At 64.9% G+C, this 21,536-nt stretch carries 32 protein-coding genes, 2 tRNA genes and 1 pseudogene; 30 read left to right on the top strand and 5 right to left on the bottom strand.

From position 1 onward, the window contains the following. Positions 1-74: 74 nt before the first annotated feature. The 3 genes from NBT67_RS01640 to NBT67_RS01630 all read right to left on the bottom strand — a co-directional run bounded on the left by NBT67_RS01640 (position 75) and on the right by NBT67_RS01630 (position 1,785). Complete coding sequence (locus NBT67_RS01640; protein ID WP_251343081.1) at positions 75-788, bottom strand: helix-turn-helix domain-containing protein; 714 nt, start codon at positions 786-788, stop codon at positions 75-77. A 231-nt stretch (positions 789-1,019) separates the two neighbouring features. Continuing rightward, positions 1,020-1,094: transfer RNA gene (locus NBT67_RS01635), tRNA-Glu, on the bottom strand. 151 nt (positions 1,095-1,245) lie between these two features. Next, a complete protein-coding gene (locus NBT67_RS01630; protein WP_251343080.1) occupies positions 1,246-1,785 on the bottom strand; it encodes a hypothetical protein in 540 nt (179 codons plus the stop codon). 156 nt (positions 1,786-1,941) lie between these two features. On the opposite strand from NBT67_RS01630, the gene NBT67_RS01625 reads away from it, so the two are divergent. Then, complete coding sequence (locus NBT67_RS01625) at positions 1,942-2,259, top strand: hypothetical protein (RefSeq protein WP_251343079.1); 318 nt, start codon at positions 1,942-1,944, stop codon at positions 2,257-2,259. On the opposite strand, the gene NBT67_RS01620 is transcribed toward NBT67_RS01625, so the two are convergent. Together NBT67_RS01620 and NBT67_RS01615 are read right to left on the bottom strand one after the other, a co-directional pair. Further along, positions 2,256-2,702 (bottom strand): hypothetical protein, encoded by a 447-nt coding sequence (locus NBT67_RS01620; RefSeq protein ID WP_251343078.1) that lies wholly within the window; start codon positions 2,700-2,702, stop codon positions 2,256-2,258. The genes NBT67_RS01625 and NBT67_RS01620 overlap by 4 nt on opposite strands. 331 nt (positions 2,703-3,033) lie before the next feature. Beyond that, positions 3,034-3,104, bottom strand: a tRNA-Gly gene (locus NBT67_RS01615). A 496-nt stretch (positions 3,105-3,600) separates the two neighbouring features. On the opposite strand from NBT67_RS01615, the pseudogene NBT67_RS18130 reads away from it, so the two are divergent. The 29 genes and pseudogenes from NBT67_RS18130 to NBT67_RS01465 all read left to right on the top strand — a co-directional run bounded on the left by NBT67_RS18130 (position 3,601) and on the right by NBT67_RS01465 (position 21,534). Then, a pseudogene (locus NBT67_RS18130) lies at positions 3,601-4,268 on the top strand (RNA-guided endonuclease InsQ/TnpB family protein). A gap of 190 nt (positions 4,269-4,458) precedes the next feature. Further along, entirely contained in the window at positions 4,459-5,307 is an 849-nt protein-coding gene (locus NBT67_RS01600; RefSeq protein WP_251343076.1) for an RNA methyltransferase, read from the top strand. A gap of 4 nt (positions 5,308-5,311) precedes the next feature. Beyond that, positions 5,312-6,328, top strand: a complete 1,017-nt coding sequence (locus NBT67_RS01595; protein ID WP_251343075.1) for a 50S ribosomal protein L3 — start codon at positions 5,312-5,314, stop codon at positions 6,326-6,328. Positions 6,329-6,331: 3 nt separating this feature from the next. Continuing rightward, a complete protein-coding gene (rpl4p, locus tag NBT67_RS01590) occupies positions 6,332-7,078 on the top strand; it encodes a 50S ribosomal protein L4 (protein ID WP_251343074.1) in 747 nt (248 codons plus the stop codon). Next, positions 7,075-7,329 carry a 50S ribosomal protein L23 gene (locus NBT67_RS01585; RefSeq protein WP_251343073.1) on the top strand — a complete coding sequence of 85 codons (255 nt, stop codon included), beginning with the start codon at positions 7,075-7,077 and terminating at the stop codon, positions 7,327-7,329. The genes rpl4p and NBT67_RS01585 overlap by 4 nt, the downstream gene beginning before the upstream one ends. 2 nt (positions 7,330-7,331) lie before the next feature. Next, positions 7,332-8,054, top strand: coding sequence for a 50S ribosomal protein L2 (locus NBT67_RS01580; RefSeq protein WP_251343072.1), 723 nt, complete (start codon positions 7,332-7,334; stop codon positions 8,052-8,054). Beyond that, positions 8,054-8,476: a 30S ribosomal protein S19 gene (locus NBT67_RS01575; protein WP_251343071.1), complete on the top strand. Its 423-nt coding sequence runs from the start codon at positions 8,054-8,056 to the stop codon at positions 8,474-8,476. Before NBT67_RS01580 ends, NBT67_RS01575 begins: the two co-directional genes overlap by 1 nt. Positions 8,477-8,479: 3 nt before the next feature. Next, positions 8,480-8,944, top strand: coding sequence for a 50S ribosomal protein L22 (locus NBT67_RS01570; RefSeq protein WP_251343070.1), 465 nt, complete (start codon positions 8,480-8,482; stop codon positions 8,942-8,944). Continuing rightward, positions 8,944-9,888: a 30S ribosomal protein S3 gene (locus NBT67_RS01565; protein WP_251343069.1), complete on the top strand. Its 945-nt coding sequence runs from the start codon at positions 8,944-8,946 to the stop codon at positions 9,886-9,888. Before NBT67_RS01570 ends, NBT67_RS01565 begins: the two co-directional genes overlap by 1 nt. Then, the gene (gene rpmC / locus NBT67_RS01560; protein WP_251343068.1) at positions 9,888-10,100 is read left to right on the top strand and encodes a 50S ribosomal protein L29; all 213 of its coding nucleotides are present in this window, start codon (positions 9,888-9,890) and stop codon (positions 10,098-10,100) included. The genes NBT67_RS01565 and rpmC overlap by 1 nt, the downstream gene beginning before the upstream one ends. After that, positions 10,100-10,483, top strand: a complete 384-nt coding sequence (locus NBT67_RS01555) for a ribonuclease P protein component 1 (protein ID WP_251343067.1) — start codon at positions 10,100-10,102, stop codon at positions 10,481-10,483. The genes rpmC and NBT67_RS01555 overlap by 1 nt, the downstream gene beginning before the upstream one ends. Next, complete coding sequence (locus NBT67_RS01550) at positions 10,474-10,800, top strand: 30S ribosomal protein S17 (protein WP_251343066.1); 327 nt, start codon at positions 10,474-10,476, stop codon at positions 10,798-10,800. The genes NBT67_RS01555 and NBT67_RS01550 overlap by 10 nt, the downstream gene beginning before the upstream one ends. After that, complete coding sequence (locus tag NBT67_RS01545; protein WP_251343065.1) at positions 10,800-11,198, top strand: 50S ribosomal protein L14; 399 nt, start codon at positions 10,800-10,802, stop codon at positions 11,196-11,198. Before NBT67_RS01550 ends, NBT67_RS01545 begins: the two co-directional genes overlap by 1 nt. Beyond that, positions 11,195-11,551 carry a 50S ribosomal protein L24 gene (gene rplX / locus NBT67_RS01540; RefSeq protein WP_305881852.1) on the top strand — a complete coding sequence of 119 codons (357 nt, stop codon included), beginning with the start codon at positions 11,195-11,197 and terminating at the stop codon, positions 11,549-11,551. The genes NBT67_RS01545 and rplX overlap by 4 nt, the downstream gene beginning before the upstream one ends. Beyond that, positions 11,548-12,261, top strand: coding sequence for a 30S ribosomal protein S4e (locus NBT67_RS01535; RefSeq protein WP_305881851.1), 714 nt, complete (start codon positions 11,548-11,550; stop codon positions 12,259-12,261). Before rplX ends, NBT67_RS01535 begins: the two co-directional genes overlap by 4 nt. Beyond that, complete coding sequence (locus NBT67_RS01530; RefSeq protein ID WP_251343064.1) at positions 12,258-12,779, top strand: 50S ribosomal protein L5; 522 nt, start codon at positions 12,258-12,260, stop codon at positions 12,777-12,779. The genes NBT67_RS01535 and NBT67_RS01530 overlap by 4 nt, the downstream gene beginning before the upstream one ends. Beyond that, positions 12,776-12,973, top strand: a complete 198-nt coding sequence (locus tag NBT67_RS01525; RefSeq protein ID WP_251343063.1) for a 30S ribosomal protein S14 — start codon at positions 12,776-12,778, stop codon at positions 12,971-12,973. The genes NBT67_RS01530 and NBT67_RS01525 overlap by 4 nt, the downstream gene beginning before the upstream one ends. Positions 12,974-12,975: 2 nt before the next feature. Further along, complete coding sequence (locus tag NBT67_RS01520; protein WP_114449696.1) at positions 12,976-13,368, top strand: 30S ribosomal protein S8; 393 nt, start codon at positions 12,976-12,978, stop codon at positions 13,366-13,368. A gap of 1 nt (position 13,369) precedes the next feature. Then, complete coding sequence (locus tag NBT67_RS01515) at positions 13,370-13,903, top strand: 50S ribosomal protein L6 (protein ID WP_251343062.1); 534 nt, start codon at positions 13,370-13,372, stop codon at positions 13,901-13,903. After that, positions 13,904-14,620: a 50S ribosomal protein L32e gene (locus NBT67_RS01510; RefSeq protein WP_251343061.1), complete on the top strand. Its 717-nt coding sequence runs from the start codon at positions 13,904-13,906 to the stop codon at positions 14,618-14,620. Further along, positions 14,617-15,075: a 50S ribosomal protein L19e gene (locus NBT67_RS01505; protein WP_251343060.1), complete on the top strand. Its 459-nt coding sequence runs from the start codon at positions 14,617-14,619 to the stop codon at positions 15,073-15,075. Before NBT67_RS01510 ends, NBT67_RS01505 begins: the two co-directional genes overlap by 4 nt. Continuing rightward, a complete protein-coding gene (locus tag NBT67_RS01500) occupies positions 15,075-15,635 on the top strand; it encodes a 50S ribosomal protein L18 (RefSeq protein ID WP_251343059.1) in 561 nt (186 codons plus the stop codon). The genes NBT67_RS01505 and NBT67_RS01500 overlap by 1 nt, the downstream gene beginning before the upstream one ends. After that, complete coding sequence (locus NBT67_RS01495) at positions 15,625-16,281, top strand: 30S ribosomal protein S5 (protein ID WP_251343058.1); 657 nt, start codon at positions 15,625-15,627, stop codon at positions 16,279-16,281. Before NBT67_RS01500 ends, NBT67_RS01495 begins: the two co-directional genes overlap by 11 nt. Further along, entirely contained in the window at positions 16,281-16,745 is a 465-nt protein-coding gene (gene rpmD, locus NBT67_RS01490; RefSeq protein WP_251343057.1) for a 50S ribosomal protein L30, read from the top strand. Before NBT67_RS01495 ends, rpmD begins: the two co-directional genes overlap by 1 nt. After that, a complete protein-coding gene (locus tag NBT67_RS01485) occupies positions 16,742-17,233 on the top strand; it encodes an uL15m family ribosomal protein (RefSeq protein WP_251343056.1) in 492 nt (163 codons plus the stop codon). Before rpmD ends, NBT67_RS01485 begins: the two co-directional genes overlap by 4 nt. A gap of 4 nt (positions 17,234-17,237) precedes the next feature. Further along, a complete protein-coding gene (gene secY, locus NBT67_RS01480) occupies positions 17,238-18,707 on the top strand; it encodes a preprotein translocase subunit SecY (protein WP_251343055.1) in 1,470 nt (489 codons plus the stop codon). 38 nt (positions 18,708-18,745) lie between these two features. After that, the gene (locus NBT67_RS01475) at positions 18,746-19,366 is read left to right on the top strand and encodes a hypothetical protein (protein WP_251343054.1); all 621 of its coding nucleotides are present in this window, start codon (positions 18,746-18,748) and stop codon (positions 19,364-19,366) included. Next, the gene (locus tag NBT67_RS01470) at positions 19,363-20,553 is read left to right on the top strand and encodes a tyrosine-type recombinase/integrase (RefSeq protein ID WP_251343053.1); all 1,191 of its coding nucleotides are present in this window, start codon (positions 19,363-19,365) and stop codon (positions 20,551-20,553) included. Before NBT67_RS01475 ends, NBT67_RS01470 begins: the two co-directional genes overlap by 4 nt. A 561-nt stretch (positions 20,554-21,114) precedes the next feature. Beyond that, positions 21,115-21,534, top strand: coding sequence for a hypothetical protein (locus tag NBT67_RS01465; protein ID WP_251343052.1), 420 nt, complete (start codon positions 21,115-21,117; stop codon positions 21,532-21,534). Positions 21,535-21,536 lie beyond the last annotated feature (2 nt).

The raw sequence follows: 21,536 nt of genomic DNA, 5'->3' as shown, positions 1-21,536 counted from the left end.
TCACGTACCTCATAGTTTCGTTCCGTTGATAAAGTCACTCCTTGACCGTCCAGAGTGACAGCCGAATCCGAGCGTCAGGCCGAAGAGGGGGCGGTGCTGTCCTCGGCGAAGACGGTGACGAGCTTTCGCTCGGCCACCCGGAGGTGTTGTGACAGCGTCGCGGGGCTGATGTCGAACTCGTCCGCGAGTTCCTCGCAGGTCGTCTCGCGCGGCCGCTCGTAGTGACCGGCCTCGTAGGCAGCGAACAGGATCTCACGCTGTCGATCCGTGAGCCGGTCGTCGACGGCCATCCGGAGTTCCTCCGTCGTGAACAGCGGGGCCGAGGACTCCTTCGTCCGCTTGGCGATCAGTTCCGCCGACGGGTGGTCGTCGAGGAAGTCGTCGACCACCTCGGCCGCGTCCCTGTCGGCGGGGACGTCGGCGGCGATCCGTCCCTCCCCGTCCTCGCTCACCACCGCCTGGGGAATGGCACCCAGTTCCGCCAGCCGCCGGGCGGGACAGAACCCCGACACGAGGAACTCGAACAGGCCGCCGGACTCGTACCGGGAGAGCAGACTAGCTTCGACGAGGTCGTTCGACCGGGCGAGTTCCAGAACCCGGTCGGCGTCGGCACCGATCACGCTGAAAAACTCCGCGTAAGTGCCCGATCCCCGCGGGAGCATCCGCTCGAGTTCCACCCGACAGTCCTCCTCCCGCGTGATTCCGACGAACGGATAGGCCGGATCGGAGACGGAAAACCGGACCTCGACGGGGTTCCGCGGGTCGGAGGGTCGTTCGGTATCACTCATCAAGCGACGTTGACGCCGCGAGCTAATAGAATTATCCATCGCCGTAATTACGTAACGAAAGGGGGGAGACGGGGACCGGTGTCGCACGAAACTGTCGTGGTGCGCTTCGCCCGCTCACGGACGTTCGCTCGCAGGAGTGCTCGGTCAGGGATTTGAACCACGGTCGCGGCGAAGCCGCTCCCTGATTCAACTCCTTCCCTGCGTGTGCTTCACTCACTCCGTTCAGAATCATGCTCGGTCAGGGATTTGAACCCTGGTCGTCGGCTCGAAAGGCCAACATGATTGGCCGGACTACACCAACCGAGCGCGTTTTCGAGGATGGGACGGCTATTGATAAATCCGTCTCTTTCCGTCGACCGGTCCGGGTATCGGCGTCACGAACCGACGCGTTCGGCGGCGTGAACCGCCACGCTGCAGCGGATAGGTCGGGGTCGTGCGGCCGCGCCCGCGGGGGCGTCTACGCGGAGACGAGTTCGAACGTCGTCGTCAGGGAGTCGGAGGTCCGGTGCAACTGGAGTTCGCCGACCGCCACCGACGCCGTCAGGTCCCCGGTCGGCCACGCGTCAGTCTCGAAGGCCATCGCGTCCTCCCAGGTGTAGAGCCCGGCCGCATCCACGCGCCGGTCGACGTCCCGGAACCGCCTGACGACGAGGTCGTCGTCGTGAATCACGTCGACGCCCTCCTTCAGGTTGATCGTCCCCTCGGGGATGCGGATTCGATACCGGAAGGCGACGACGGCGGGCTGGCCGCGCTGGAGCCGGTCGATCCGGTTCGCGGTCAGGTCGCCGGGCTCCGACCACGTGGAGACGAGCGCCACGGCGAGCAACTGGGGCTGGTACCGGCGCTCCGGCGGCGTTCGCGTTGGCGTGGCAGTCACGGTGGGGGTGGCCGTCGCCGTCCGCGTCGGCGACCCGGTCGCCGTCGCGTCCGTCTCGCCGGTCGAGCCACACCCCGCCAGCCCCGCACCCGCCGCCGCCAGGAACGCGCGCCGATCCATGCCCGTCCCTGTGGGAGTGAGGGGCATAAGGGTCACTACCGACGACGGGCGGGCGACGACGGGCGGGAGGCGACGCGGACGTGCCACACGACCCCGCGACCGTCCCCCTGCGAGTGCAGGCAGAAGCGACAGCAGTGCGGACGGCGTCGTTCGGCCGTGCTCGTATACCTGCATCAGTACCGCGAGGACGACGCGAACGAGACGGTCCGCTCGGGGTCGGAGGTAGCCCCCGAAATCGACGAGGAGGAGTACTTCGACGTCGACGACCTCACTCTCGACGAGTGGGAACGCGTCGAGCGCGGCGACCGGATACTCCAGCGACGAACGCTCGACTACGAGGACGTGACCGCCGTGTCGGTGCCACGGGACGGCGACGGCGACCTGCCGGGCCGCACGCTCCAGCTTCGAACGGGGACCGAGACGGAGTACGTCGACAACGCCGTCCTGATCGAGGCACAGGACAACGATCCCTAGGGCGACGTGCGCGTGAACGACCACTCACAGCGGTCGTGCTCGCGGCTCGGATCCGGAATGCACTGCCCCACCAGCATGTGACCCGGCGACACCTCCACCGTGATCCCGAAGTTGGCTCCCGGCGGGAACCGCACGCTCCGGTTCGGCCCGAACGAGAACTGGACGGGACAGGAGTTCGCGGCGATCACCAGGTCCCCCGAGACGTCCAGTTCGTTGCCGGTGGTGTTCGCGTGAAGCGGGAGCGGATCCGTCGGACACTTCTCGACCTCCTGTCCGCGCACCGTGTTGCCACCCTTCGTATCGAGGGTGGCGTCGTCCGTCGCCGCCGCCACGTCGATGGGTGACGGGGCGAGTTCACCGGCCCGAATCGCGACGGGAACGCTCGGCGTCCCTCCCGCGTAACAGCCACCGTCCGTCAGCGATACCGTCTTCTCTTCGGTCATTGTGGTTCCTCGACAGAACGAATTCTGCCGAAACCACTTCGCTCCGGGACGTATTAGTTGTTTCGTCTACATTTCGGCGGCCGACGGGTCGGGGGCAGGCCGATCGCCGCGTGGGCCGTGACTCGTCCAGTTCAGATCCCGAGGAGACGGTCGGAACCGATCGCGTCGCTCGCGGTCGTTGGGTTCCCGAACATGCGCTGGCCGGGATTCGAACCACGCCGAGACGTTCCTGCTCGCATCGCTCGCTCTACTCGCTGATTCAAATCCACAGGAGACGATTTTGAGGATTCGGGACGGCTCGCTACGCTCGCCGTCTGTCGAATCCTGAAAATGCGCTGGCTGGGATTTGAACCCAGGTTGTGACCATGGCAAGGTCACGTGATACCACTACACTACCAGCGCGATGCCGTCGTTTGTGCGACGTGATCGGGTGCAGTACGTCGCGTATCACACAGTAGGAGGATGGTCATATAAAAATCCGTCCTTTGCGACCGCCTGTGTCAGCGCGACCCAATCACATGATCGAGGAGGTAGTCGAATAGATGAACACCCCAATAAAGGCCAACTGATTGAAATACAGTAGATAACGGTGATTGGGTATTAAATTCCCAACGAGAAAACAGACCCCATAGCCGAACATGAGTCCCTTCATTGAGACGCTTGAACGAGTCCCCTCTACTGGATATGCGACAGGGATACTGATTGCCACACTCGTCTATTGGCAGATCCATGCTCACTTCCGAACGCGCCGGTTTGACAGAGAGCCTTTTATAGGAAGTGCGAGGCGAAACCCCACGGCATTAGCCGTGGGATGAAGTCGACAACTGGAAATCAAACCACGCGACAGTGGCAGGCTTACTCCCCAATGCTCAAGAAGTAACAGTCTCACAAATAAGATATGGAGGTGCGGCGTACCGTCGCCGTTGCGCTTGATGTGGGCAGGGACGATGCCGTACTCCCCGAAGACACCGTCGACACCTTTCTCTGGTCGGCGCAGTACGTCGTTGATCACGCGTTCGAAGGCGAGTACGTCACCACCAGCAAGACGACGCTGGACAAGGAAACCTACGACGACGTGCGAGAGAAAACGGACGGCTTCAACGGTGGGCTGGTACAGGCCGCTCGGAACAAAGCGGCTGAAGGTTTGAGGACCTGACCGACATCCGTGAGCGAACTGGTGCGTCGTGGGGACACAAATGGGCGTTCGACCGCCTGTACGACTACGTTGAGTACAAAGCCGAAGCACACGGCATCACGGTCGATCAGGTAGACCCCGAGAACACATCGCGTCGTTGCTCGCACTGCGGGTTCACACACCCCGACAACCGCGACAACGAGGACTTCGAGTGTCTGAAGTGTGGGTACGAGAACCACGCGGATTACAACGCCGCGAAGAACATCGGTTTGCGGTATCTCCGTCGGAACCAAACTGGGAACGGCGGAGGCGCACCCTCGGGCGTGCGCTTAAACAGCGGGACGTTGAACGTGAACGGAGGCTATTCTCCTGCCTCATCCGAGGCCAGAACGGGAGTCCATGCTGAATCCCACGACTGGAGTCGTGGGTAGCTCGATAAGGGTTCCGGAATCCGGGCCAACCAGGGGGCAGCGTGGGGACGGCCCTCGTGAGAGAACCTCCCACGAATCGGCGTCTCGGGCAGTGTGACGGCCTCACAGCCGCCACGAGTTTCGCTACCCTTTTACCGGAGGATACGGTACGACTCGCACAGTCTAGTGACGTGACGCGGAAAGGCCCGGCATGACGCTCAGCGTGCTCGTGCCGTCTTCCCTCGTCCGGGAAGCCGAGGACAAACGCGAGGCGACTCGCAAACTCGGTTACGTCGCCCGCGCGGCGACGGTGTTCCGGGCGGATCGGCTGGTCGTCTTCCCCGACGCGGAAGGCGAGCGGCGCTGGGGAGGCGGGTTCGTCGAGGTCGTCCTCCGGTACGCCGCCACGCCCCCCTACCTCCGAAAGGACGCGTGGGGGACGCGGGACGAACTGGAGTACGCCGGCGTGTTGCCGCCCCTCCGCGTCTCGTCACGGACCGGCTCCGGACCCGAGCGTCCGGGGTCGTTACAAGAGGGAATCGTGACCGAGGTCGGACCTGACGGCCGCGTTCGGGTCAATTGCGCACTGCAACACCCGATCTCCCTCCTCCTCCCCGACGGGATGGAGGTGAGCGAAGGAGAGCGCGTCGCCATCAGGATCTCTTCGAGAGAGCCGGTCCGCGCCCGGATCGTGGACGAACCCCCACCGGGGTTCGGGATCCGGCGTGCGGACCTGTCGGAAGCGCTGGCCCGCCCCGACGCGGGGCTACGGATCGCCACGTCCCGCCACGGGACGTCGCTGTCGGTCGAGCGGTTGGCCGATATCGTGGGCGGCTCCGGGGGCGACATGACCGTCGCCTTCGGGGCGCCCGGGCGCGGGCTTCCGGCCATCCTCGACGTGCCTGTCGAGGACGGGGTCGCCGTAGCCGGCGACACGGACGTCGAACCCGGACCGGGGTTCGACCTCTGGCTGAATACGATTCCGCGACAGGGAAGCGAGACGGTGCGAACGGAGGAGGCGATGTTCGCGTCGCTCGCACCCCTGACACTCACGGAGTAAATCCATGCCACAACCAAGCAGACCACGAAAAGGCTCGATGGGATTCGGCCCGCGCAAGCGCGCGGCCAGTGAAGTCCCGCGTATTCGCTCGTGGCCCGACGACGACGGCGCCCCCGCGCTGCAGGGCTTCGCCGGCTACAAGGCCGGAATGACCCACGTCGTCATGGTCAACGACGAGGCCAACTCCCCCCGCGAGGGGATGGAGGAGTCGGTTCCGGTGACCGTCGTCGAGACGCCGCCGATGCGGGCAGTCGCCCTGCGAGCCTACGAGGATACGTCGTACGGACTGAAGCCGGCAACCGAAGTCTGGACCGACGAGTTCCACCCGGAACTCGACCGGACGCTCGACCTGCCGGCCGAAGACAGCTTCGAGGCCGACGCCGACGCGCTCCGCGAGGCCGTCGAGAGCGGTGCGGTCGACGACCTGCGGATGATCACCCACACGGTGCCGAGCGAACTGGCGAACGTCCCGAAGAAGAAACCCGACGTGATGGAGACGCGCGTCGGCGGCGGCTCGCTCGACGAGCGCGTCGACTTCGCGCTCGACCTCGTCGAGGCGGGCGGCGAACACGACATGTCCGACGTGTTCCGCGCCGGCGAGTTCATGGACGCGAGCGGCATCACGAAGGGGAAGGGCACCCAAGGCCCCGTCAAGCGCTGGGGCGTCCAGAAGCGGAAGGGCAAGCACGCCCGCCAGGGGTGGCGCCGACGGATCGGCAACCTCGGGCCGTGGAACCCGTCGCGCGTGCGTTCGACCGTCCCCCAGCAGGGGCAGACGGGCTACCACCAGCGGACGGAGCTCAACAAGCGCCTGATCGACATGGGCGACGGCGACGAGGCGTCCGTCGAGGGCGGCTTCGTCAACTACGGCGAGGTCGACGGCCCGTACGCGCTCGTCAAGGGCTCGCTGCCGGGTCCGGACCAGCGGCTCCTCCGCTTCCGCCCGGCCGTCCGACCGAACGAACAGCCGCGCCTCGACCCCGAGGTGCGCTACGTGTCGACCGCATCCAACCAGGGATAACCAATGCAAGCAACAGTACGCGATCTGAACGGCGAGGATGCGGGCACGGTGGACCTCCCCGAGGTCTTCGAGACGGCCTACCGGCCGGACCTCATCAAGCGTGCCGTCCTGGCCGCACAGGCGAACCGAAAGCAGTCGTACGGTGCCGACCCCTACGCCGGGCTCCGAACCCCGGCGGAGTCCTTCGGCAGCGGCCGCGGCATGGCCCACGTCCCCCGGGAGAACGGGCAGGGCCGCCGCGTGCCCCAGACGGTCGGCGGGCGCAAGGCGCACCCGCCGAAAGCCGAGAAGGACCAGGGGAAGGGAATCAACGACAAGGAGCGAAAGCTCGCGATCCGCTCGGCCGTCGCGGCGACGGCCGACGTCGAGCGCGTGGCCGAGCGCGGTCACGAGTTCGACGAGGACCTCGACCTGCCGCTCGTCGTGAGCGACGAGTTCGAGGACCTGATCAAGACCCGCGAGGTCGTCGACCTGCTCGAAGCGCTGGGCGTCCACGCGGACGTCGAACGCGCCGACGACGGCCGAACGGTCAAGGCCGGGCGCGGCAAGACCCGCGGCCGGAAGTACCGCGAGCCGAAGTCGATCCTGTTCGTGACGAGCGAGGAGCCGTCGAAGGCGGCACGCAACCTCGCCGGCGCGGACGTGACGACGGCCCGCGAGGTCAACGCCGAGGACCTCGCGCCCGGCACGGACGCCGGCCGGCTCACGATCTGGACCGAGAGCGCACTCGCGGAGGTGGCCGACCGATGAGCGGGATCATTCGGAATCCGCTGGTGACCGAGAAGGCGATGGACCAGATGGACTTCGACAACAAGCTCCAGTTCATCGTCGACATCGACGCCACCAAGCCGGAGATCACCGACGCCATCGAGTCGCGCTACGACGTGACGATCACCAAGGTGAACACGCAGATCACCGCCCGCGGCGAGAAGAAGGCGGTCGTCTCCCTCTCCGAGGACGACGACGCACAGGAAATCGCCTCGCGAATCGGGGTGTTCTAACGATGGGACGACGCATTCAGGGCCAGCGGCGTGGTCGCGGTGGGCCGACGTTCCGTGCCCCCAGCCACCGCTACAAGGCCGAACTCGAACACAAGAAGGACGAAGAGCGCGACACGATCTCGGGAGAGATCGTCGACATCGAACACGACCCGGCCCGCTCGGCGCCGGTCGCGGCCGTCGAGTTCGAGGACGGGGACCGACGCCTCGTCCTCGCGCCCGAGGGCGTGACCGTCGGCGAACGGATCCAGGTCGGCGTCTCGGCGGAGATCAAGCCGGGCAACACGCTCCCGCTCGCCGAGATTCCGGAGGGTGTCCCGGTCTGTAACGTCGAGAGCAGCCCCGGCGACGGCGGCAAGTTCGCCCGGGCCTCCGGCACGAGCGCGCAGCTCATGACCCACGACAAGCGCGTCGCGGTCGTGAAGCTGCCGAGCGGCCAGGTCAAGCGGCTCAACCCGCAGTGTCGCGCCACGGTCGGCGTGGTCGCGGGTGGCGGACGCACGGAGAAGCCGTTCGTCAAGGCCGGCAACAAGCACCACAAGATGAAGGCCCGCGGCACGAAGTGGCCGCGGGTCCGTGGGGTCGCGATGAACGCCGTCGACCACCCGTTCGGTGGCGGCGGCCGCCAGCACCCCGGCAAGCCCAAGTCCGTCTCGCGGAACGCCCCGCCGGGACGGAAGGTGGGCGACATCGCCTCGAAACGCACCGGACGCGGAGGTAACAACTGATGAGTTCCGAATACCGAACCGGCCGCGAGGGTGAGTTCACCTACCGCGGTCACACGCTCGACGAGCTGCAGTCCATGTCGCTCGACGAGGTCGCGGAACTGCTCCCCGCTCGACAGCGGCGAACCATCACTCGAGGCCTGTCCGTCGAACACGAGAAGCTGCTCGACCAGGCCCGCGAGGCCGGGGAGGAGGAGACGGCCAACGACCCGATCCGCACCCACCTCCGGGACATGCCGATCCTCCCCGAGTTCGTGGGGCTGACCTTCTCGGTCTACAACGGCCAGGAGTTCAACCGCGTCGAGGTCGACCCCGAGATGATCGGCCACTACCTCGGCGAGTTCCAGCTCACCCGCACGTCGGTCGAGCACGGACAGGCCGGCATCGGCGCGACGAGATCCTCGAAGTTCGTGCCACTCAAGTAACACATGGGAATCAACTACAGCGTCGAGGCCGACCCGGAGACGACCGCCAAGGCGATGCTCCGAGAGCGGCCCATCAGCATCAAGCACAGCAAGGCCATCGCCCGCGAGATCAAGGGCATGACCGTCGCCGACGCCGAGGAGTACCTGAACGACGTGATCGACGAAAAGCAGTCGGTCCCGTTCAGACAGCACAACTCGGGCGTGGGTCACCGGAGCGACATCGACGGCTGGGACGCCGGTCGCTACCCCGAGAAGGCCAGCAAGGACTTCCTGAGCCTGCTCGAGAACGCGAGCAACAACGCGGACGAGCAGGGGTTCGACGGCCAGTCGATGTCGATCAAGCACGTCGCCGCCCACAAGGTCGGCGAGCGGGAGGGTCGCAAGCCCCGCGCGTTCGGTCGCGCGGACCCGTGGAACACCACGCTCTGTGACGTCGAACTGATCATCGAGGAGGAGGAGGAGGACTAATGGCCGACGAACACCAGTTCATCGAGAACGGACTCCAGCGCTCCCAGATCGACGAGTTCTTCGCGGACGAACTCGGCCGCGCGGGCTACGGCGGCATGGACGTCGCCAAGACCCCGATGGGGACCCAGATCGTCCTCAAGGCCGAGAAGCCCGGCATGGTCATCGGCAAGGGCGGGAAGAACATCCGCAAGGTGACCACCGAACTCGAGGAGCGGTTCGACCTCGACGACCCCCAGATCGACGTACAGGAGGTCGACGAACCGGACCTCAACGCCCGCATCGTCGCGGACCGACTGGCCAACGCCCTCGAGCGTGGCTGGTACTTCCGCAAGGCGGGGCACACGACCATCGACCGGATCATGGAGGCCGGCGCCCTCGGCGCCGAGATCGTCCTGTCCGGGAAGGTCACCGGCGCGCGGAGCCGCGTCGAGAAGTTCAACCGCGGCTACATCAAGCACAACGGCGAACCCGCCGAGTCCATCGTGGACGAGGGCCAGGGCGTCGCCGTGATGAAACTCGGCACCATCGGCGTGACGGTGAAGATCATCCCGCCGGGCGCCGAACTGCCCGACGACTTCGAGATCGCCGAGGACGCCGACGTCGAACCCGTCGAGCAGGCCGCGGAGACCGGCGGCGGCGTCGAGGAACTCCTCGAGGAGGAGCCCGAGGAAGTCCCCGAGGTCGGCGCCGACGAGGAGGTCGAGGTGCCGACCGAGACCCCCGAGGACGTCGACGAGGGCCTCGACGAGGAGATCGTCGAGGAGGTCGTCGAGGAGGAACTCCCCGACGAGGGGAAAGCCGAGACCGCCGAGGTCGAAGACGAGGACGCCGCCGACGACTTGGACGAGGCGGTCGACGAGGAGGTCGACGAGGAGACGATGGACGAGGCGGCCGACCTCGTCGAGGAGATGGAAGCGGAAGACGACGAGGAGGGTGACGCGTAATGGCGATCCTGCACGTCGAGGAGATCCGCGACATGACGCCGGCCGAGCGCGAGGCGGAACTCGAGGATCTCGAGACGGAACTGCTGAACGCGAAGGCGGTCCAGGCGGCGGGCGGGATGCCCGAGGACCCCTCGCGGATCGGCGAACTGAAAAAGACCATCGCGCGGATCAAGACGATCCAGCGCGAAGAAGGCGACCTCGACGGAGACTAATGCCACTCACACCCGAGACCCTACCCCGACACGAACTCGTCGGCCTGCGCGTGCGGGTCGTCGAGTCGACGAACCCCGACAGCGTCGGGATCGGCGGTCGCGTCGTCGACGAGACGATGCGAACGCTCGTGATCGAGGGGGATCGGGTGCGGCGCGTCCCCAAGCGTGGGACGACATTCGAGTTCGCCCTGCCGCGCACAGATGAAGCCGCCGACGCCGAGAAGGCGTCGGGGACCACGCTCGAACTCCCGTCGGAAACTGCCGGCCGAACCGGTCAGTCTGCCGGTTGCGAGGGCGTGGCCTACGTTACGGTGGATGGCGCACGACTGCTCTCACGACCCGCCTTGCGAACCGAGAAGGCAGGTGTATCCACATGGCGATAGGACTGAACGTAACCGAACCGGAGGAGGCCTGCGCCGACCAGCACTGTCCGTTCCACGGCTCACTGTCCGTGCGCGGGCAGACGCTGGAAGGCACGGTCGCCTCCACAGCGATGGAAAAGACGGTCGTCGTCGAACGCGAGTACGACGTTCGCGTTCCCAAGTACGACCGGTACATGAAACGCCGGAGTCGCATTCCGGCCCACGCACCCCCGTGTCTGGGCCTCTCGGAAGGCGACCGGGTCCGCATCGCGGAGACGCGACCCCTCTCGAAGACCAAATCACACGTGGTCGTCGAGATTCTGGGAGGTGACGAGTGATGGAGGCGCTGAAGGCCGACGTCACCCGTGGCCTCGCCAAGGGGTCGCTCGTCAACTGTGCGGACAACACCGGAGCCCGCGAACTGAAGATCATCAGCGTCGCGGGCTACTCCGGAGCGAAGAATCGACACCCCAAAGCGGGAATCGGCGACAAGGTGACCGTCTCGGTCACCAAGGGCACGCCGGAGATGCGCCGGCAGGTGCTGGAGGCGGTCGTCGTCCGCCAGCGCAAGCCCATTCGCCGCCCCAGCGGCACGCGCGTGAAGTTCGAGGACAACGCGGCCGTCGTCATCGACGACATGGAGGAGCCTCGCGGGACCGAGATCAAGGGTCCCGTCGCGCGTGAAGTCGCCGAACGCTTCGGGAGCATCGCATCGACTGCGACGATGATCGTATGACTCGACAGCCACACAAAGAGCGCACACGGAAGCGAAACGCGCCCCTGCACGAGCGTCAGGACCAGGTTCGGTCGACCCTGTCGACGGACCTCCGCGAGGAGTACGGCCAGCGGTCGGTCCGCGTCAACGCGGGCGACACCGTCGAGGTGCTCCGCGGCGACCACGCCGGCGAGGAGGCCGAGGTGCTCGCGGTGGACCTGACCGACGAAGTCGTTCACGTCGAGGACGTGACCGTCGAGAAGGCCGACGGCGAGGAAGTGCCCCGGCCCCTCGACGCGAGCAACCTCCGCGTGACGGAACTGAACCTGGACGACGAGCGCCGGCAGGCGCGCCTGGAGGCAGATACCGAATGACTCGACACCAGAAACGACTCTCGGTCCCGAAGTCCTGGCCGGTCGAACGGAAGACCGCGACCTGGACGGTCAAGGCCGGCGCCGGCCCGCACGGCGAGGCGGGGGTTCCCCTGCTGATCGTCCTGCGGGACGTGCTCGGCTACGTCGACTCGCGGAAGGAAGCGAACTACGCCCTCAACCAGGACAGCGTCCTCGTCAACGGGGACGCCGTCTCGGACGTCGAGCGCCCGATCGGGATGTTCGACATCCTGGCGTTCACGCAACGCGAGGAGTTCTACCGCGTGTTCCCGGACGAGGGCGGTCGGCTGGCGCTGACCCCGATCGACGCCGACGCGGCCGACAGCCGCCTCGGCAAGGTCGTCCGGAAGACGCAGGTGTCCGGCGGCGACTTCCAGTTCACCCTCCACGACGGCACGAACGTGCGCGTCGGCGAGGACGAGGCTGGCGAGTACGCCACCGGCGACTCCCTCGTCGTCGACAACGAGACCAAGGAGATCGTCGCCCACTTCGTCTACGAGGAGGGCGCCCTGGTGACGGCCGTCGCCGGCGGTCACGCCGGCGAGATCGGCGAAATCGACACGATCACCGTCACGCCCGGGAGCGGCGACAACGTCGTCACCGTCTCCCAGGACGACGGTGGGTTCGAGACCGTCGAGGACTACGTCGTCGTGATCGACGAGAACTTCACCGACGGGGAGGATGACGAATGAGCGAAACCGCCGAATTCCACGAGATGCGCGAACCGCGGATCGAGAAGGTCGTCGTCCACATGGGCGTCGGCGAAGGCGGTCGCGAACTCGCCGACGCCGAGGACATCCTCGAGGACGTCACCGGACAGCAGAGCGTCCGGACGACGGCACGGGGGACGGTCCAGGAGTTCAACGTCCGCGAGGGCGACCCCATCGGCGCGAAGGTCACCCTTCGGGGTGACGACGCCGCCGAGTTCCTCGAGACGGCACTCTCGCTGGTCGACCTCTCGGCCTCGCAGTTCGACGACACGGGCAACTTCAGCTTCGGCGTCGAGGAGCACACGGAGTTCCCGAGCCAGGAGTACGACCCGAACGTCGGCATCTACGGGCTTGACGTGACGGTCAACCTGGTTCGGCCGGGATACCGCGTCTCCAAGCGGGACAAGGTGTCGCGCTCCATCCCGTCGAACCACCGACTCGACGCGTCGGACGCGGTCACCTTCGTCGAAGCCACCTTCGACGTGGAGGTAACGGAATGAGCGAAAGCGAAAGCGAATCAAGTCAGGACGGACGCGACGTGACCGGAGAACACGCCACGCCCCGCACGGACGAGCGCCACCAGTGCCGTCGGTGCGGCCGCAAGCAGGGACTCGTCGGCAAGTACGACATCTTCCTGTGCCGGCAGTGTTTCCGGGAGGTCGCCCGCGACATGGGATTCAAGAAGTATCGATAACAATGGCAGGGAACGATCCCCTCTCGAACGCGCTCTCGGGGCTCGACAACGCCGAGAGCGTGGGACATCTGTCCCACACGGTACAGCCCGCCTCGAACGTGATCGGCTCCGTACTCGAGGTCTTCTACGACCGCGGGTACATCGACGGATTCGAGTTCGTCGACGACGGCAAGTCCGGTCGCTTCGAGATCGAACTGAAAGGCGCGATCAACCAGTGTGGCGTCGTCAAGCCCCGCTACTCCGCGGGCGCGGACGAGTTCGAAAAGTGGGAGAAGCGGTATCTCCCCGCCCGCGACTACGGGGCGCTCGTCGTCACGACCAGCCACGGCGTCATGAGCCACTACGAGGCCCGCGAACAGGGCATCGGTGGCCAGGTGATCGCATACGTATACTAACATGAAAACGGAAATCGAGATTCCGGACGACGTGTCCGCCGAGGTCGACCACCTCGATCTGACCGTCGAGGGACCGAACGGGAGCGTCACGCGACGCCTCTGGTACCCCGACGTGTCGGTCGCGGTCGAGGACGACCACGTGGTCATCGAGAGCGAGGCCGACGACGCCAACACGCGCGCGACGGTCGGCACCTTCGAGAGCCACGTTCGGAACATGCTCCACGGCGTGACTGACGGCTGGGAGTATCGGATGGAGATCTTCTACGCTCACTTCCCGATGCAGGTGAACGTGGACGGCGACGAGGTCGTCATCGAGAACTTCCTCGGCGAACGCGCGCCGCGGACGGTGCAGATCCGCGGCGACACGGAGGTACAGGTCGACGGCGAGGAGATCACCCTGACCGGCCCCGACAAGGAGGCCGTCGGACAGACCGCCGCCGACATCGAACAGTTGACGCGGGTGCCCGACAAGGACACCCGGGTCTTCCAGGACGGCGTCTACATCACGCAGAAACCGCAGGCAGGTGGGGCGTAGATGAGCGAAAGCGAAGACGACATCGAGTCCATCGAGGACATCGGCGGCGTCGGCCCCTCGAAGGCCGAGGCGCTCCGCGAGGCCGGCTACGAGTCCATCCAGGACCTCAAGGCCGCGAGCCAGTCGGAGCTAGCGGACATCGAGGGCGTCGGCAACGCGCTGGCCGCCCGGATCAAGGCCGACGTCGGCGGCCTCGAAGTCTCCGAGGAGACCGACGCGGAGGTCGAAGAGGAGACCGAACCCGAAGAGGGAACCGAGGAGACGGAGACGGAACTCCGGCCCCGCGGTCACGCCGACAAGACGCCGGACCTGGACGACGAGGCCGCCCGCGCGCTGGTGCAGAAGCGCCGGGAGGGCAACCCGCAGTTCAACCGCCAGGACCACCACAAGAAAAAGCGCGTCGACCCCTCGTGGCGGCGCCCGCGCGGCCAGCTCTCGAAGCAGCGCCGCGGGATCAAGGGCAAGGGCGCGACCGTCGAGGCGGGCTACCGCTCGCCGACGGCCGCCCGCGGCCTGCATCCCAGCGGCTTCGAGGAGGTCCGTGTCCACAACACGGACGACCTGGAGGGCGTCGACCCGGCCACCGAGGCCGTTCGCATCGCGAGCGGCGTCGGCGCGCGCAAGCGCGAACGCATCGAAGACGTCTGTGAGGACCGCGAGATTCGCGTCCTCAACCCGACGTACATCGAAGTCGAAGTCGAGGAGGAAGCCGAATGACGGATCTGAGCGCACAGAAACGGCTCGCCGCCGACGTCCTCGACGTGGGCAAGGACCGCGTCTGGTTCGATCCGGACGCCCAGAGCGAAATCGCGGAGGCGATCACCCGCGAGGACATCCGTGACCTGGTCGATCAGGGCACGATCCAGCAGAAGGGCTCCTCGAACAACTCGCGCGGCCGCGCCCGCGAACGGGCGGAGAAGCGAGCCTACGGTCACCGAACCGGCGCCGGCTCCCGACGCGGGACCGCCGGTGCCCGGAAGGACAGCAAGGAGGACTGGACGAGTCGCATCCGCGCCCAGCGGCGTCGCCTGCGCGAGTTGCGCGACGACGGCCCGCTGGACCGCTCCCAGTACCGCGAGCTCTACAACAAGGCTGGCGGCGGGGAGTTCGACAGCGTGGCGCGACTCGAAGCGTACATCGAGAACAACTACGACGTGGAGGTGAACGACTGATGGCAACAGGCCCACGATACAAGGTCCCCATGCGGCGTCGCCGCGAGGACCGAACCGACTACCACCAGAGGTTGCGCCTGCTGAAATCCGGCAAGCCTCGCCTGGTCGCTCGCGTGAGCAACAGGCACGTCAGGGCGCAGCTGATCACCCCCGGTCCCGACGGCGACGAGACCCACGCGGCCGCGTCCTCGGAGGACCTCGCGGAGTACGGCTGGGAGGCCCCCACGGGCAATCTCCCGAGCGCGTACCTCACGGGGTTCCTCGCGGGGAGCCGCGCCGTCGACGCCGGCCTGACGGAGGCCGTCCTCGACATCGGGCTCAACACCGCGACCCCCGGGAACAAGGTGTTCGCAGTACAGGAAGGCGCTATCGACGCGGGACTGTCGATTCCGCACAGCGAGAGCGTCCTCGCGGACTGGTCGCGAAACCGCGGCGAGCACATCGCCGAGTACGCTGCCGAGCGGGACGAACCGCTGTACAGCGGCGACTTCGACGCGACGGAACTCCCCGAGCACTTCGATACCGTGCTCGAAGCACTGATGGAGGACAATGAGCAGTAACGACTACGGCGACGGCTGGGAACCGCGTACGCGGCTCGGCCGCAAGGTACAGGACGGCGACGTAACGTCGATGAAGGAGGCCCTCGAGTCGGGGCTCCCGCTGAAGGAAGCCGAAATCGTCGATCAGCTCCTGCCGGGGCTGGACGACGAGGTGCTGGACATCAACATGGTCCAGCGCATGACCGACTCCGGACGCCGGGTGAAGTTCCGGTGTGTCGTCGCGGTGGGCAACCGCGACGGCTACCTCGGCTACGCCGAGGGCCGCGACGATCAGGTCGGCTCGGCCATCCAGAAGGCCATCGACGTGGCGAAGCTGAACATCATCGAGGTGGACCGCGGCTCCGGGTCCTGGGAGGACCGCGCCGGCGGCGTCAACTCCCTGACGCGGAAGGCGACGGGCAAGGCCGGCTCCGTGACCGTCGAGGTCATCCCCGCCCCGCAGGGGCTGGGGCTGGCGGCCGCGCCCACGGTGCGGAACATCCTCGAACTCGCGGGCATCCAGGACGCCTGGACGAAGTCGACGGGCAACACCCGGACGACGGTCAACCTCGCGAAGGCGACGTACAACGCGCTGCGGAACGCCTCGCAGTCGCGGACCCCCCAGCGGGCCCGCCGGAAGCAGCGCGAAACCGAGGTGAGCGAGTGATGGAGGCGCTCGTCCAGCTCCGCGGCGAAGTCAACATCTCCGGCGACGTGCAGGACACGCTGCAGATGCTCAACCTGCACGCCGTCAACCAGTGTACGCTGGTTCCCGAGACTGACGCCTACCGCGGCATGATCACGAAGGTCAACGACTACGTCGCCCACGGCGAACCGTCGGCCGACGTGGTCGCGACGCTCATCCGTCGGCGCGGCGAACCCGAGACGGGGACCGCCGACGTCACCGACGAGTGGGTCGCGGACAACACCGACTACGCCGACGTCGACGCGCTGGCGACGGCGCTGGTCGACGAGGAGACGACGCTGCGCGAGCAGGGTCTCGCCCCGTCGATCCGGCTCCACCCGCCGCGCGGCGGCCACGACGGCCTGAAGCACCCGACCGTCGAGAGCGGGCAGATCGGCAAGCACACCACCGAGGAGATCGACCGACTGCTGGAGGCCATGCGATGAGCGACAAGAAAAAGCGCCAGCGCGGCTCGCGGACCCACGGCGGCGGCAGCCACAAGAACCGGCGCGGCGCGGGTCACCGTGGCGGCCGCGGGCGTGCCGGTCGCGCCAAACACGAGTTCCACAACTACGAACCGCTCGGCAAACACGGCTTCACGCGCCCCGACGAAGTGCAAGACGAGGTGCGCGAGGTGACCGTCCAGGAACTCGACGAGGACGTCGCGCTCTACGCGGCGGAGGGCCTCGCCGAGGAGACGGACGGCGGCTACCGCCTCGACGCCCGCGACGTCGCCGACGACGGCTACGACGCGGACGTGGTGAAGGTGCTCGGCGACGGACAGGTCCGTAACGAACTGTCCGTCGTCGCCGACGCGTTCACCGCGAGCGCCGTCGAAAAGCTCGAATCGGCCGGCGGGAGCGCCGAACTCTCGGACCGCGCCGAGACGGCCGACGACGAAGCCGACGACACCGAGGAGTCGGACGAGGAGTAAACCCATGGGATGGAAGGAGACCGCCGAACCGGTGCTGACGCGGATGCCCTCAGTCACGCGGCCGGAGGGGCACGTCCCCTTCCGGCGAAAGCTCGGCTGGACCGCCGGCATCCTCGTGTTGTATTTCTTCCTGACGAACGTGCAGCTGTTCGGGCTGAACGCCGGGGCGTCGAGCGACCTGTTCGGCCGCTTCCGGTCGATCCTCGCCGGATCCCAGGGCTCGATCCTCCAGTTGGGGATCGGTCCCATCGTCACGGCGAGCATCGTTCTGCAGTTGCTCGGCGGTGCGGATCTGCTCGGGCTCGACACGGACGACCCCCGCGATCAGGTGCTGTATCAGGGCCTCCAGAAGCTGCTGGTGGTCGTGATGATCTGTCTGACCGGGCTGCCGATGGTCTTCGCCGGCAACTTCCTGCCGGCGGATCCGGCGGTCGGGCAGGCGCTGGGGATCGGGGTCGGCGGCGTGCAGACACTCCTGTTCTTCCAGATCGCCGTCGGCGGAATCCTCATCCTGTTCATGGACGAGATCGTGAGCAAGTGGGGCGTCGGCTCCGGGGTCGGGCTGTTCATCATCGCCGGCGTGAGCCAGCAGCTCGTCGGCGGACTGTTCGCGTGGGAGGGCCTGGGCGGCACGCCCGGCTTCTTCCCCACCTGGTTCGCCATCCTGACCGGGAGCCAGGAGATCGCCTCGCCGCTCACCGGCGAGGGGCTCCAGGCGCTCCTGCTCGGTCAGGGGCAGTTGCTCGCGCTGGTGACGACGGTGCTCATCTTCGCCATCGTCGTCTACGCCGAGAGCGTCCGGGTCGAGATCCCCCTCTCGCACGCCCGCGTCAAGGGCGCCCGCGGTCGCTTCCCGGTGAAGCTCATCTACGCGAGCGTCCTGCCCATGATCCTCGTCCGCGCCCTGCAGGCGAACATCCAGTTCGCCGGGCGCATCCTCAACAGGACGTGGCAGCAGATGCCGGCGTGGCTCGGCACCTACAGCAACGGCCAGCCCGTCTCCGGGCTCTTCTACTACCTGGCGCCCATCCAGACCCGAACCGACTGGATGTGGTGGCTGGCCGGCACGGCAGCCGAACCCTGGCAGATCATGATTCGCGTGAGCGTGGACCTCACGATCATGGTCATCGGCGGCGCCATCTTCGCCATCTTCTGGGTGGAGACCACCGGGATGGGCCCGGAGGCGACCGCCCAGCAGATCCAGAACTCCGGGATGCAGATCCCCGGCTTCCGGCGTAACCCGCAGGTCATCGAGAAGGTCATGGAGCGGTACATCCCGCAGGTGACCGTCATCGGCGGCGCCCTCGTGGGCCTGCTCGCGGTCGGCGCCAACATGCTCGGCACCATCGGACAGGTCTCCGGGACCGGTCTCCTGCTCACCGTGAGCATCACGTACAAGCTGTACGAGGAGATCGCCGAGGAGCAGCTGATGGAGATGCATCCGATGATGCGCCAGATGTTTGGGTCTGATTAAAACGAGATTTTAATATCTCATCCCTCCTCTGGAGGGTCATGGCAGACCCGGAGGATGACGACGCCCAATCCTATATCGGATTCAACATTCGAGAATCCAAGAAAAAAGACTGGAAAGACTGGCTCGACGAGCACGAGCTCCACGCGGGATACACCGACCTCATTATCACGGCAGTCAACGAGTATATCCGACGCTTCGACGAAGGCGACTTCTCCCAAAAGGCCAGTCCACCAGCTGATGCAGTAGAGGTCGACCTCGACCCGGTACACGAACGGCTAGACCGACTTACTCTCACGGTCAATGAACTGGCCGAGGAAATCCGCGAACTCGACACAGCCAGTGGCTCGGTGGGAGGGGTTGACCCGAGCAGCGAAGCGATACTTGAATTGATGAGTGACATTGAGGGACTCCTTCCTCAGGCTGAGGATGAAGAGTCATTCATCGTCACGATGGAATCACCCCGGCCTCTTACTGACGACCCCGCTGAGCAAGCACAGTTCACGGGTGACCCGTCTGATATTCTGACCGCTCTTCAACAGGAAGGGTATGATAATCTCACTGAGAGCGACGTGAGAACTGCATGTGCCCGACTGGCGCGTGAAGACCGAATCAAATCAATTGTACACGAAGGAACCCGGCATTACGTGGAAATCCTATGACTGACCTGAGTGATAGAGCTAACAAACTCAAAATTCGGACGGACGAGGAATCAGAACTCTTCACGGAACTAAAAGAGAAGAACGGGTCCAAGCAGTGGGAAAAACAGGAACTCGATGAGGATGTACTGAAGCTGCTGACGAAGTACCTGACCAACATTCGGATTCGCGACGATGCCCTCGACTACAATAACGACAATACGTACAACACGCGCAAGTCGTGTATTATCACGTGGGCACGCTGGTGTGCCGGTCAGGGTGTCGATATCTGGGCTCCAGAGTGGGAGAACATGGCCGAGTACGTGGACTCAATGTACGACAGTGTTTCACACCCGTATCTGGGGTCTCGGGTCACCACGGTAGTCGTCTTCTATCTCTGGGCGTCCACAAGAGGTTACGTTGCCGAGAATCCATACGACGGCTATGAACTTGATGAGCACTACAATAAGCCAGTATACCGGAACACGCCAAAACAAATCCTCGTCCTGAGGTCTAGGGGAGAAGTTGAAGAAGAAGAAGTCGTCGCAGTTTCTCCTGAGACAGTACGCAAGATATACAACAACGCGGTAGCGCCGAAGATACAAAACGAGCTCATCATCCGGTTACTCTGGGAGACAGGTATCCGCAGCTCCGAATTATGTAATATCCGTATCGGAGCCGACGAAGATTGGGACTGGGAGGAGAACGAGCTCAAAGATATTGACCGAAAGAAACGAAAAATCAAAATCAAGACAGCGAAGCGGAAGCCGGACGATACAGATATCTGGCGGGATGTGTACTACTCCGAACAACTGGACTACTTACTCCACCGGTACATTCACGGCCCTCGTGATTCCCACAGAGATAGCGACAGCCAGTACCTCTTCATCACCGACCAGAAGCCCCAGATGCGCCCCTCATTCGTCTCGCGCAAAGTCAAAGAATCCGCGTATAATGCCGGCGTGAACGAGGTGCTGTACACGGATGCAGCGGAGAAAAGACGGCATCTAATCACGGGTCACACTCTCCGACACTCGTACGCAACTTTTCGAGCGAACAAAACATCGATGAAGTTGCATATTCTGGCACAGCTCATGGGTCACAGAAAAGTTGACACGACAAGGAAGTACATCAGCAAAGACCCGGACGCGGAGCAACAACAGAGTAAGGACGCCTTTGCCGACCTCCGTGCCCACCTCGGATATAGATAGCCTCAGCATCGCGAAACCTGTTTATGCCAGCGCAAGTCCCCTTACTACCTCTTACTAGGCGATTATGTAGTACATGTACATGAGAGGATGTACATTGTACTGGTATCTGGAGGAAGGGACCCCTCCGCTATCTCTCCCCATCAGGAGCTAAGGCAGTCGATTGTCCCATGGTGGGACAACGCCTTTAGTCGGCTGCATCATCTATATTATACGTATAAAATGAAATTGAAAGAAACGGATATCAAGGAAAGGACTCGAAAAGACCTCACCGACAATCGTCCTCGACTCCCGCACGACTGGATGTCCAATTGGGCAGAGGCGTCAAGCTACGTCTTCGACCTCGTAGAGAGTGCCGATGGCGAGAGGATGATTCTCATCAGTTTTGAGTGATTAATATGCGATTTCAAAAGGCTTGGAACCCAGTAGAAAGTGCGACAGAAGGCCACATAGCAGTATCGCCAACCAACGGTGCTAACCGTGTCTGAGCAGATGCGGTTCGACGCTCGGTCCGAGTTACAGAAGCAACAATTCAGGCGTGCGTGTGACGCGGCTGGTGTCAATATGTCCGACGTACTCCGGGATGCGATGGATGCGTTCATCGATATGCACTCGCTCGGTACTGACCCGGAGTCGCTTGAACGGCAGGCGATTGAGCTGGAACAAGAGGCTGAGGAACTCCGCTCCGAAGCGCACGAGCTTGACGCCGAGCGCGAGCAAGCGTTGATGGACGCGGAGTCTGCACGTCGTGAGGCTGACCAACTACGTCGTGAAGCATCCGAACTCCGCGCGTCTGCGAACAAGTTTGAGGATGACGTACTCGACCTCGCTGACCTCCTCTGTGAGAATCCGAACCTAAAGGTATTCAGCGACCACGCTAAGGTTGTCGAAATCGCGGACGCACATGAGAAAACTCCGGAACAAGTGTTCGAAGCGCTCGTTGAGGCTGGTGTATCTGAGACCCGTGTAGTCGGTGGTGTCTGATG

Origin of the sequence: Haloplanus sp. GDY1, assembly GCF_023703775.1 — an archaeon.
Classification (GTDB): Archaea; Halobacteriota; Halobacteria; order Halobacteriales; family Haloferacaceae; genus Haloplanus; species Haloplanus halophilus.
The sequence above is the reverse complement of the archived record's forward strand: the minus strand, read 5'-3'. Positions and strand labels throughout refer to the sequence as shown.

Coding starts and splice junctions, on each gene's coding strand:
- NBT67_RS01565 (WP_251343069.1), top strand. CDS start 8,944: ATGGCCGACGAACACCAGTTCATCGAGAACGGACTCCAGCGCTCCCAG.
- NBT67_RS01470 (WP_251343053.1), top strand. CDS start 19,363: ATGACTGACCTGAGTGATAGAGCTAACAAACTCAAAATTCGGACGGAC.
- NBT67_RS01555 (WP_251343067.1), top strand. CDS start 10,100: ATGCCACTCACACCCGAGACCCTACCCCGACACGAACTCGTCGGCCTG.
- NBT67_RS01640 (WP_251343081.1), bottom strand. CDS start 788: ATGAGTGATACCGAACGACCCTCCGACCCGCGGAACCCCGTCGAGGTC.
- NBT67_RS01545 (WP_251343065.1), top strand. CDS start 10,800: ATGGAGGCGCTGAAGGCCGACGTCACCCGTGGCCTCGCCAAGGGGTCG.
- NBT67_RS01600 (WP_251343076.1), top strand. CDS start 4,459: ATGACGCTCAGCGTGCTCGTGCCGTCTTCCCTCGTCCGGGAAGCCGAG.
- NBT67_RS01515 (WP_251343062.1), top strand. CDS start 13,370: ATGAAAACGGAAATCGAGATTCCGGACGACGTGTCCGCCGAGGTCGAC.
- NBT67_RS01620 (WP_251343078.1), bottom strand. CDS start 2,702: ATGACCGAAGAGAAGACGGTATCGCTGACGGACGGTGGCTGTTACGCG.
- NBT67_RS01495 (WP_251343058.1), top strand. CDS start 15,625: ATGAGCAGTAACGACTACGGCGACGGCTGGGAACCGCGTACGCGGCTC.
- NBT67_RS01485 (WP_251343056.1), top strand. CDS start 16,742: ATGAGCGACAAGAAAAAGCGCCAGCGCGGCTCGCGGACCCACGGCGGC.
- NBT67_RS01475 (WP_251343054.1), top strand. CDS start 18,746: ATGGCAGACCCGGAGGATGACGACGCCCAATCCTATATCGGATTCAAC.
- NBT67_RS01510 (WP_251343061.1), top strand. CDS start 13,904: ATGAGCGAAAGCGAAGACGACATCGAGTCCATCGAGGACATCGGCGGC.
- NBT67_RS01630 (WP_251343080.1), bottom strand. CDS start 1,785: ATGGATCGGCGCGCGTTCCTGGCGGCGGCGGGTGCGGGGCTGGCGGGG.
- NBT67_RS01520 (WP_114449696.1), top strand. CDS start 12,976: ATGGCAGGGAACGATCCCCTCTCGAACGCGCTCTCGGGGCTCGACAAC.
- NBT67_RS01500 (WP_251343059.1), top strand. CDS start 15,075: ATGGCAACAGGCCCACGATACAAGGTCCCCATGCGGCGTCGCCGCGAG.
- rpmD (WP_251343057.1), top strand. CDS start 16,281: ATGGAGGCGCTCGTCCAGCTCCGCGGCGAAGTCAACATCTCCGGCGAC.
- rpl4p (WP_251343074.1), top strand. CDS start 6,332: ATGCAAGCAACAGTACGCGATCTGAACGGCGAGGATGCGGGCACGGTG.
- NBT67_RS01505 (WP_251343060.1), top strand. CDS start 14,617: ATGACGGATCTGAGCGCACAGAAACGGCTCGCCGCCGACGTCCTCGAC.
- secY (WP_251343055.1), top strand. CDS start 17,238: ATGGGATGGAAGGAGACCGCCGAACCGGTGCTGACGCGGATGCCCTCA.
- NBT67_RS01595 (WP_251343075.1), top strand. CDS start 5,312: ATGCCACAACCAAGCAGACCACGAAAAGGCTCGATGGGATTCGGCCCG.
- rplX (WP_305881852.1), top strand. CDS start 11,195: ATGACTCGACAGCCACACAAAGAGCGCACACGGAAGCGAAACGCGCCC.
- NBT67_RS01585 (WP_251343073.1), top strand. CDS start 7,075: ATGAGCGGGATCATTCGGAATCCGCTGGTGACCGAGAAGGCGATGGAC.
- NBT67_RS01465 (WP_251343052.1), top strand. CDS start 21,115: ATGTCCGACGTACTCCGGGATGCGATGGATGCGTTCATCGATATGCAC.
- rpmC (WP_251343068.1), top strand. CDS start 9,888: ATGGCGATCCTGCACGTCGAGGAGATCCGCGACATGACGCCGGCCGAG.
- NBT67_RS01550 (WP_251343066.1), top strand. CDS start 10,474: ATGGCGATAGGACTGAACGTAACCGAACCGGAGGAGGCCTGCGCCGAC.
- NBT67_RS01570 (WP_251343070.1), top strand. CDS start 8,480: ATGGGAATCAACTACAGCGTCGAGGCCGACCCGGAGACGACCGCCAAG.
- NBT67_RS01525 (WP_251343063.1), top strand. CDS start 12,776: ATGAGCGAAAGCGAAAGCGAATCAAGTCAGGACGGACGCGACGTGACC.
- NBT67_RS01530 (WP_251343064.1), top strand. CDS start 12,258: ATGAGCGAAACCGCCGAATTCCACGAGATGCGCGAACCGCGGATCGAG.
- NBT67_RS01580 (WP_251343072.1), top strand. CDS start 7,332: ATGGGACGACGCATTCAGGGCCAGCGGCGTGGTCGCGGTGGGCCGACG.
- NBT67_RS01575 (WP_251343071.1), top strand. CDS start 8,054: ATGAGTTCCGAATACCGAACCGGCCGCGAGGGTGAGTTCACCTACCGC.
- NBT67_RS01535 (WP_305881851.1), top strand. CDS start 11,548: ATGACTCGACACCAGAAACGACTCTCGGTCCCGAAGTCCTGGCCGGTC.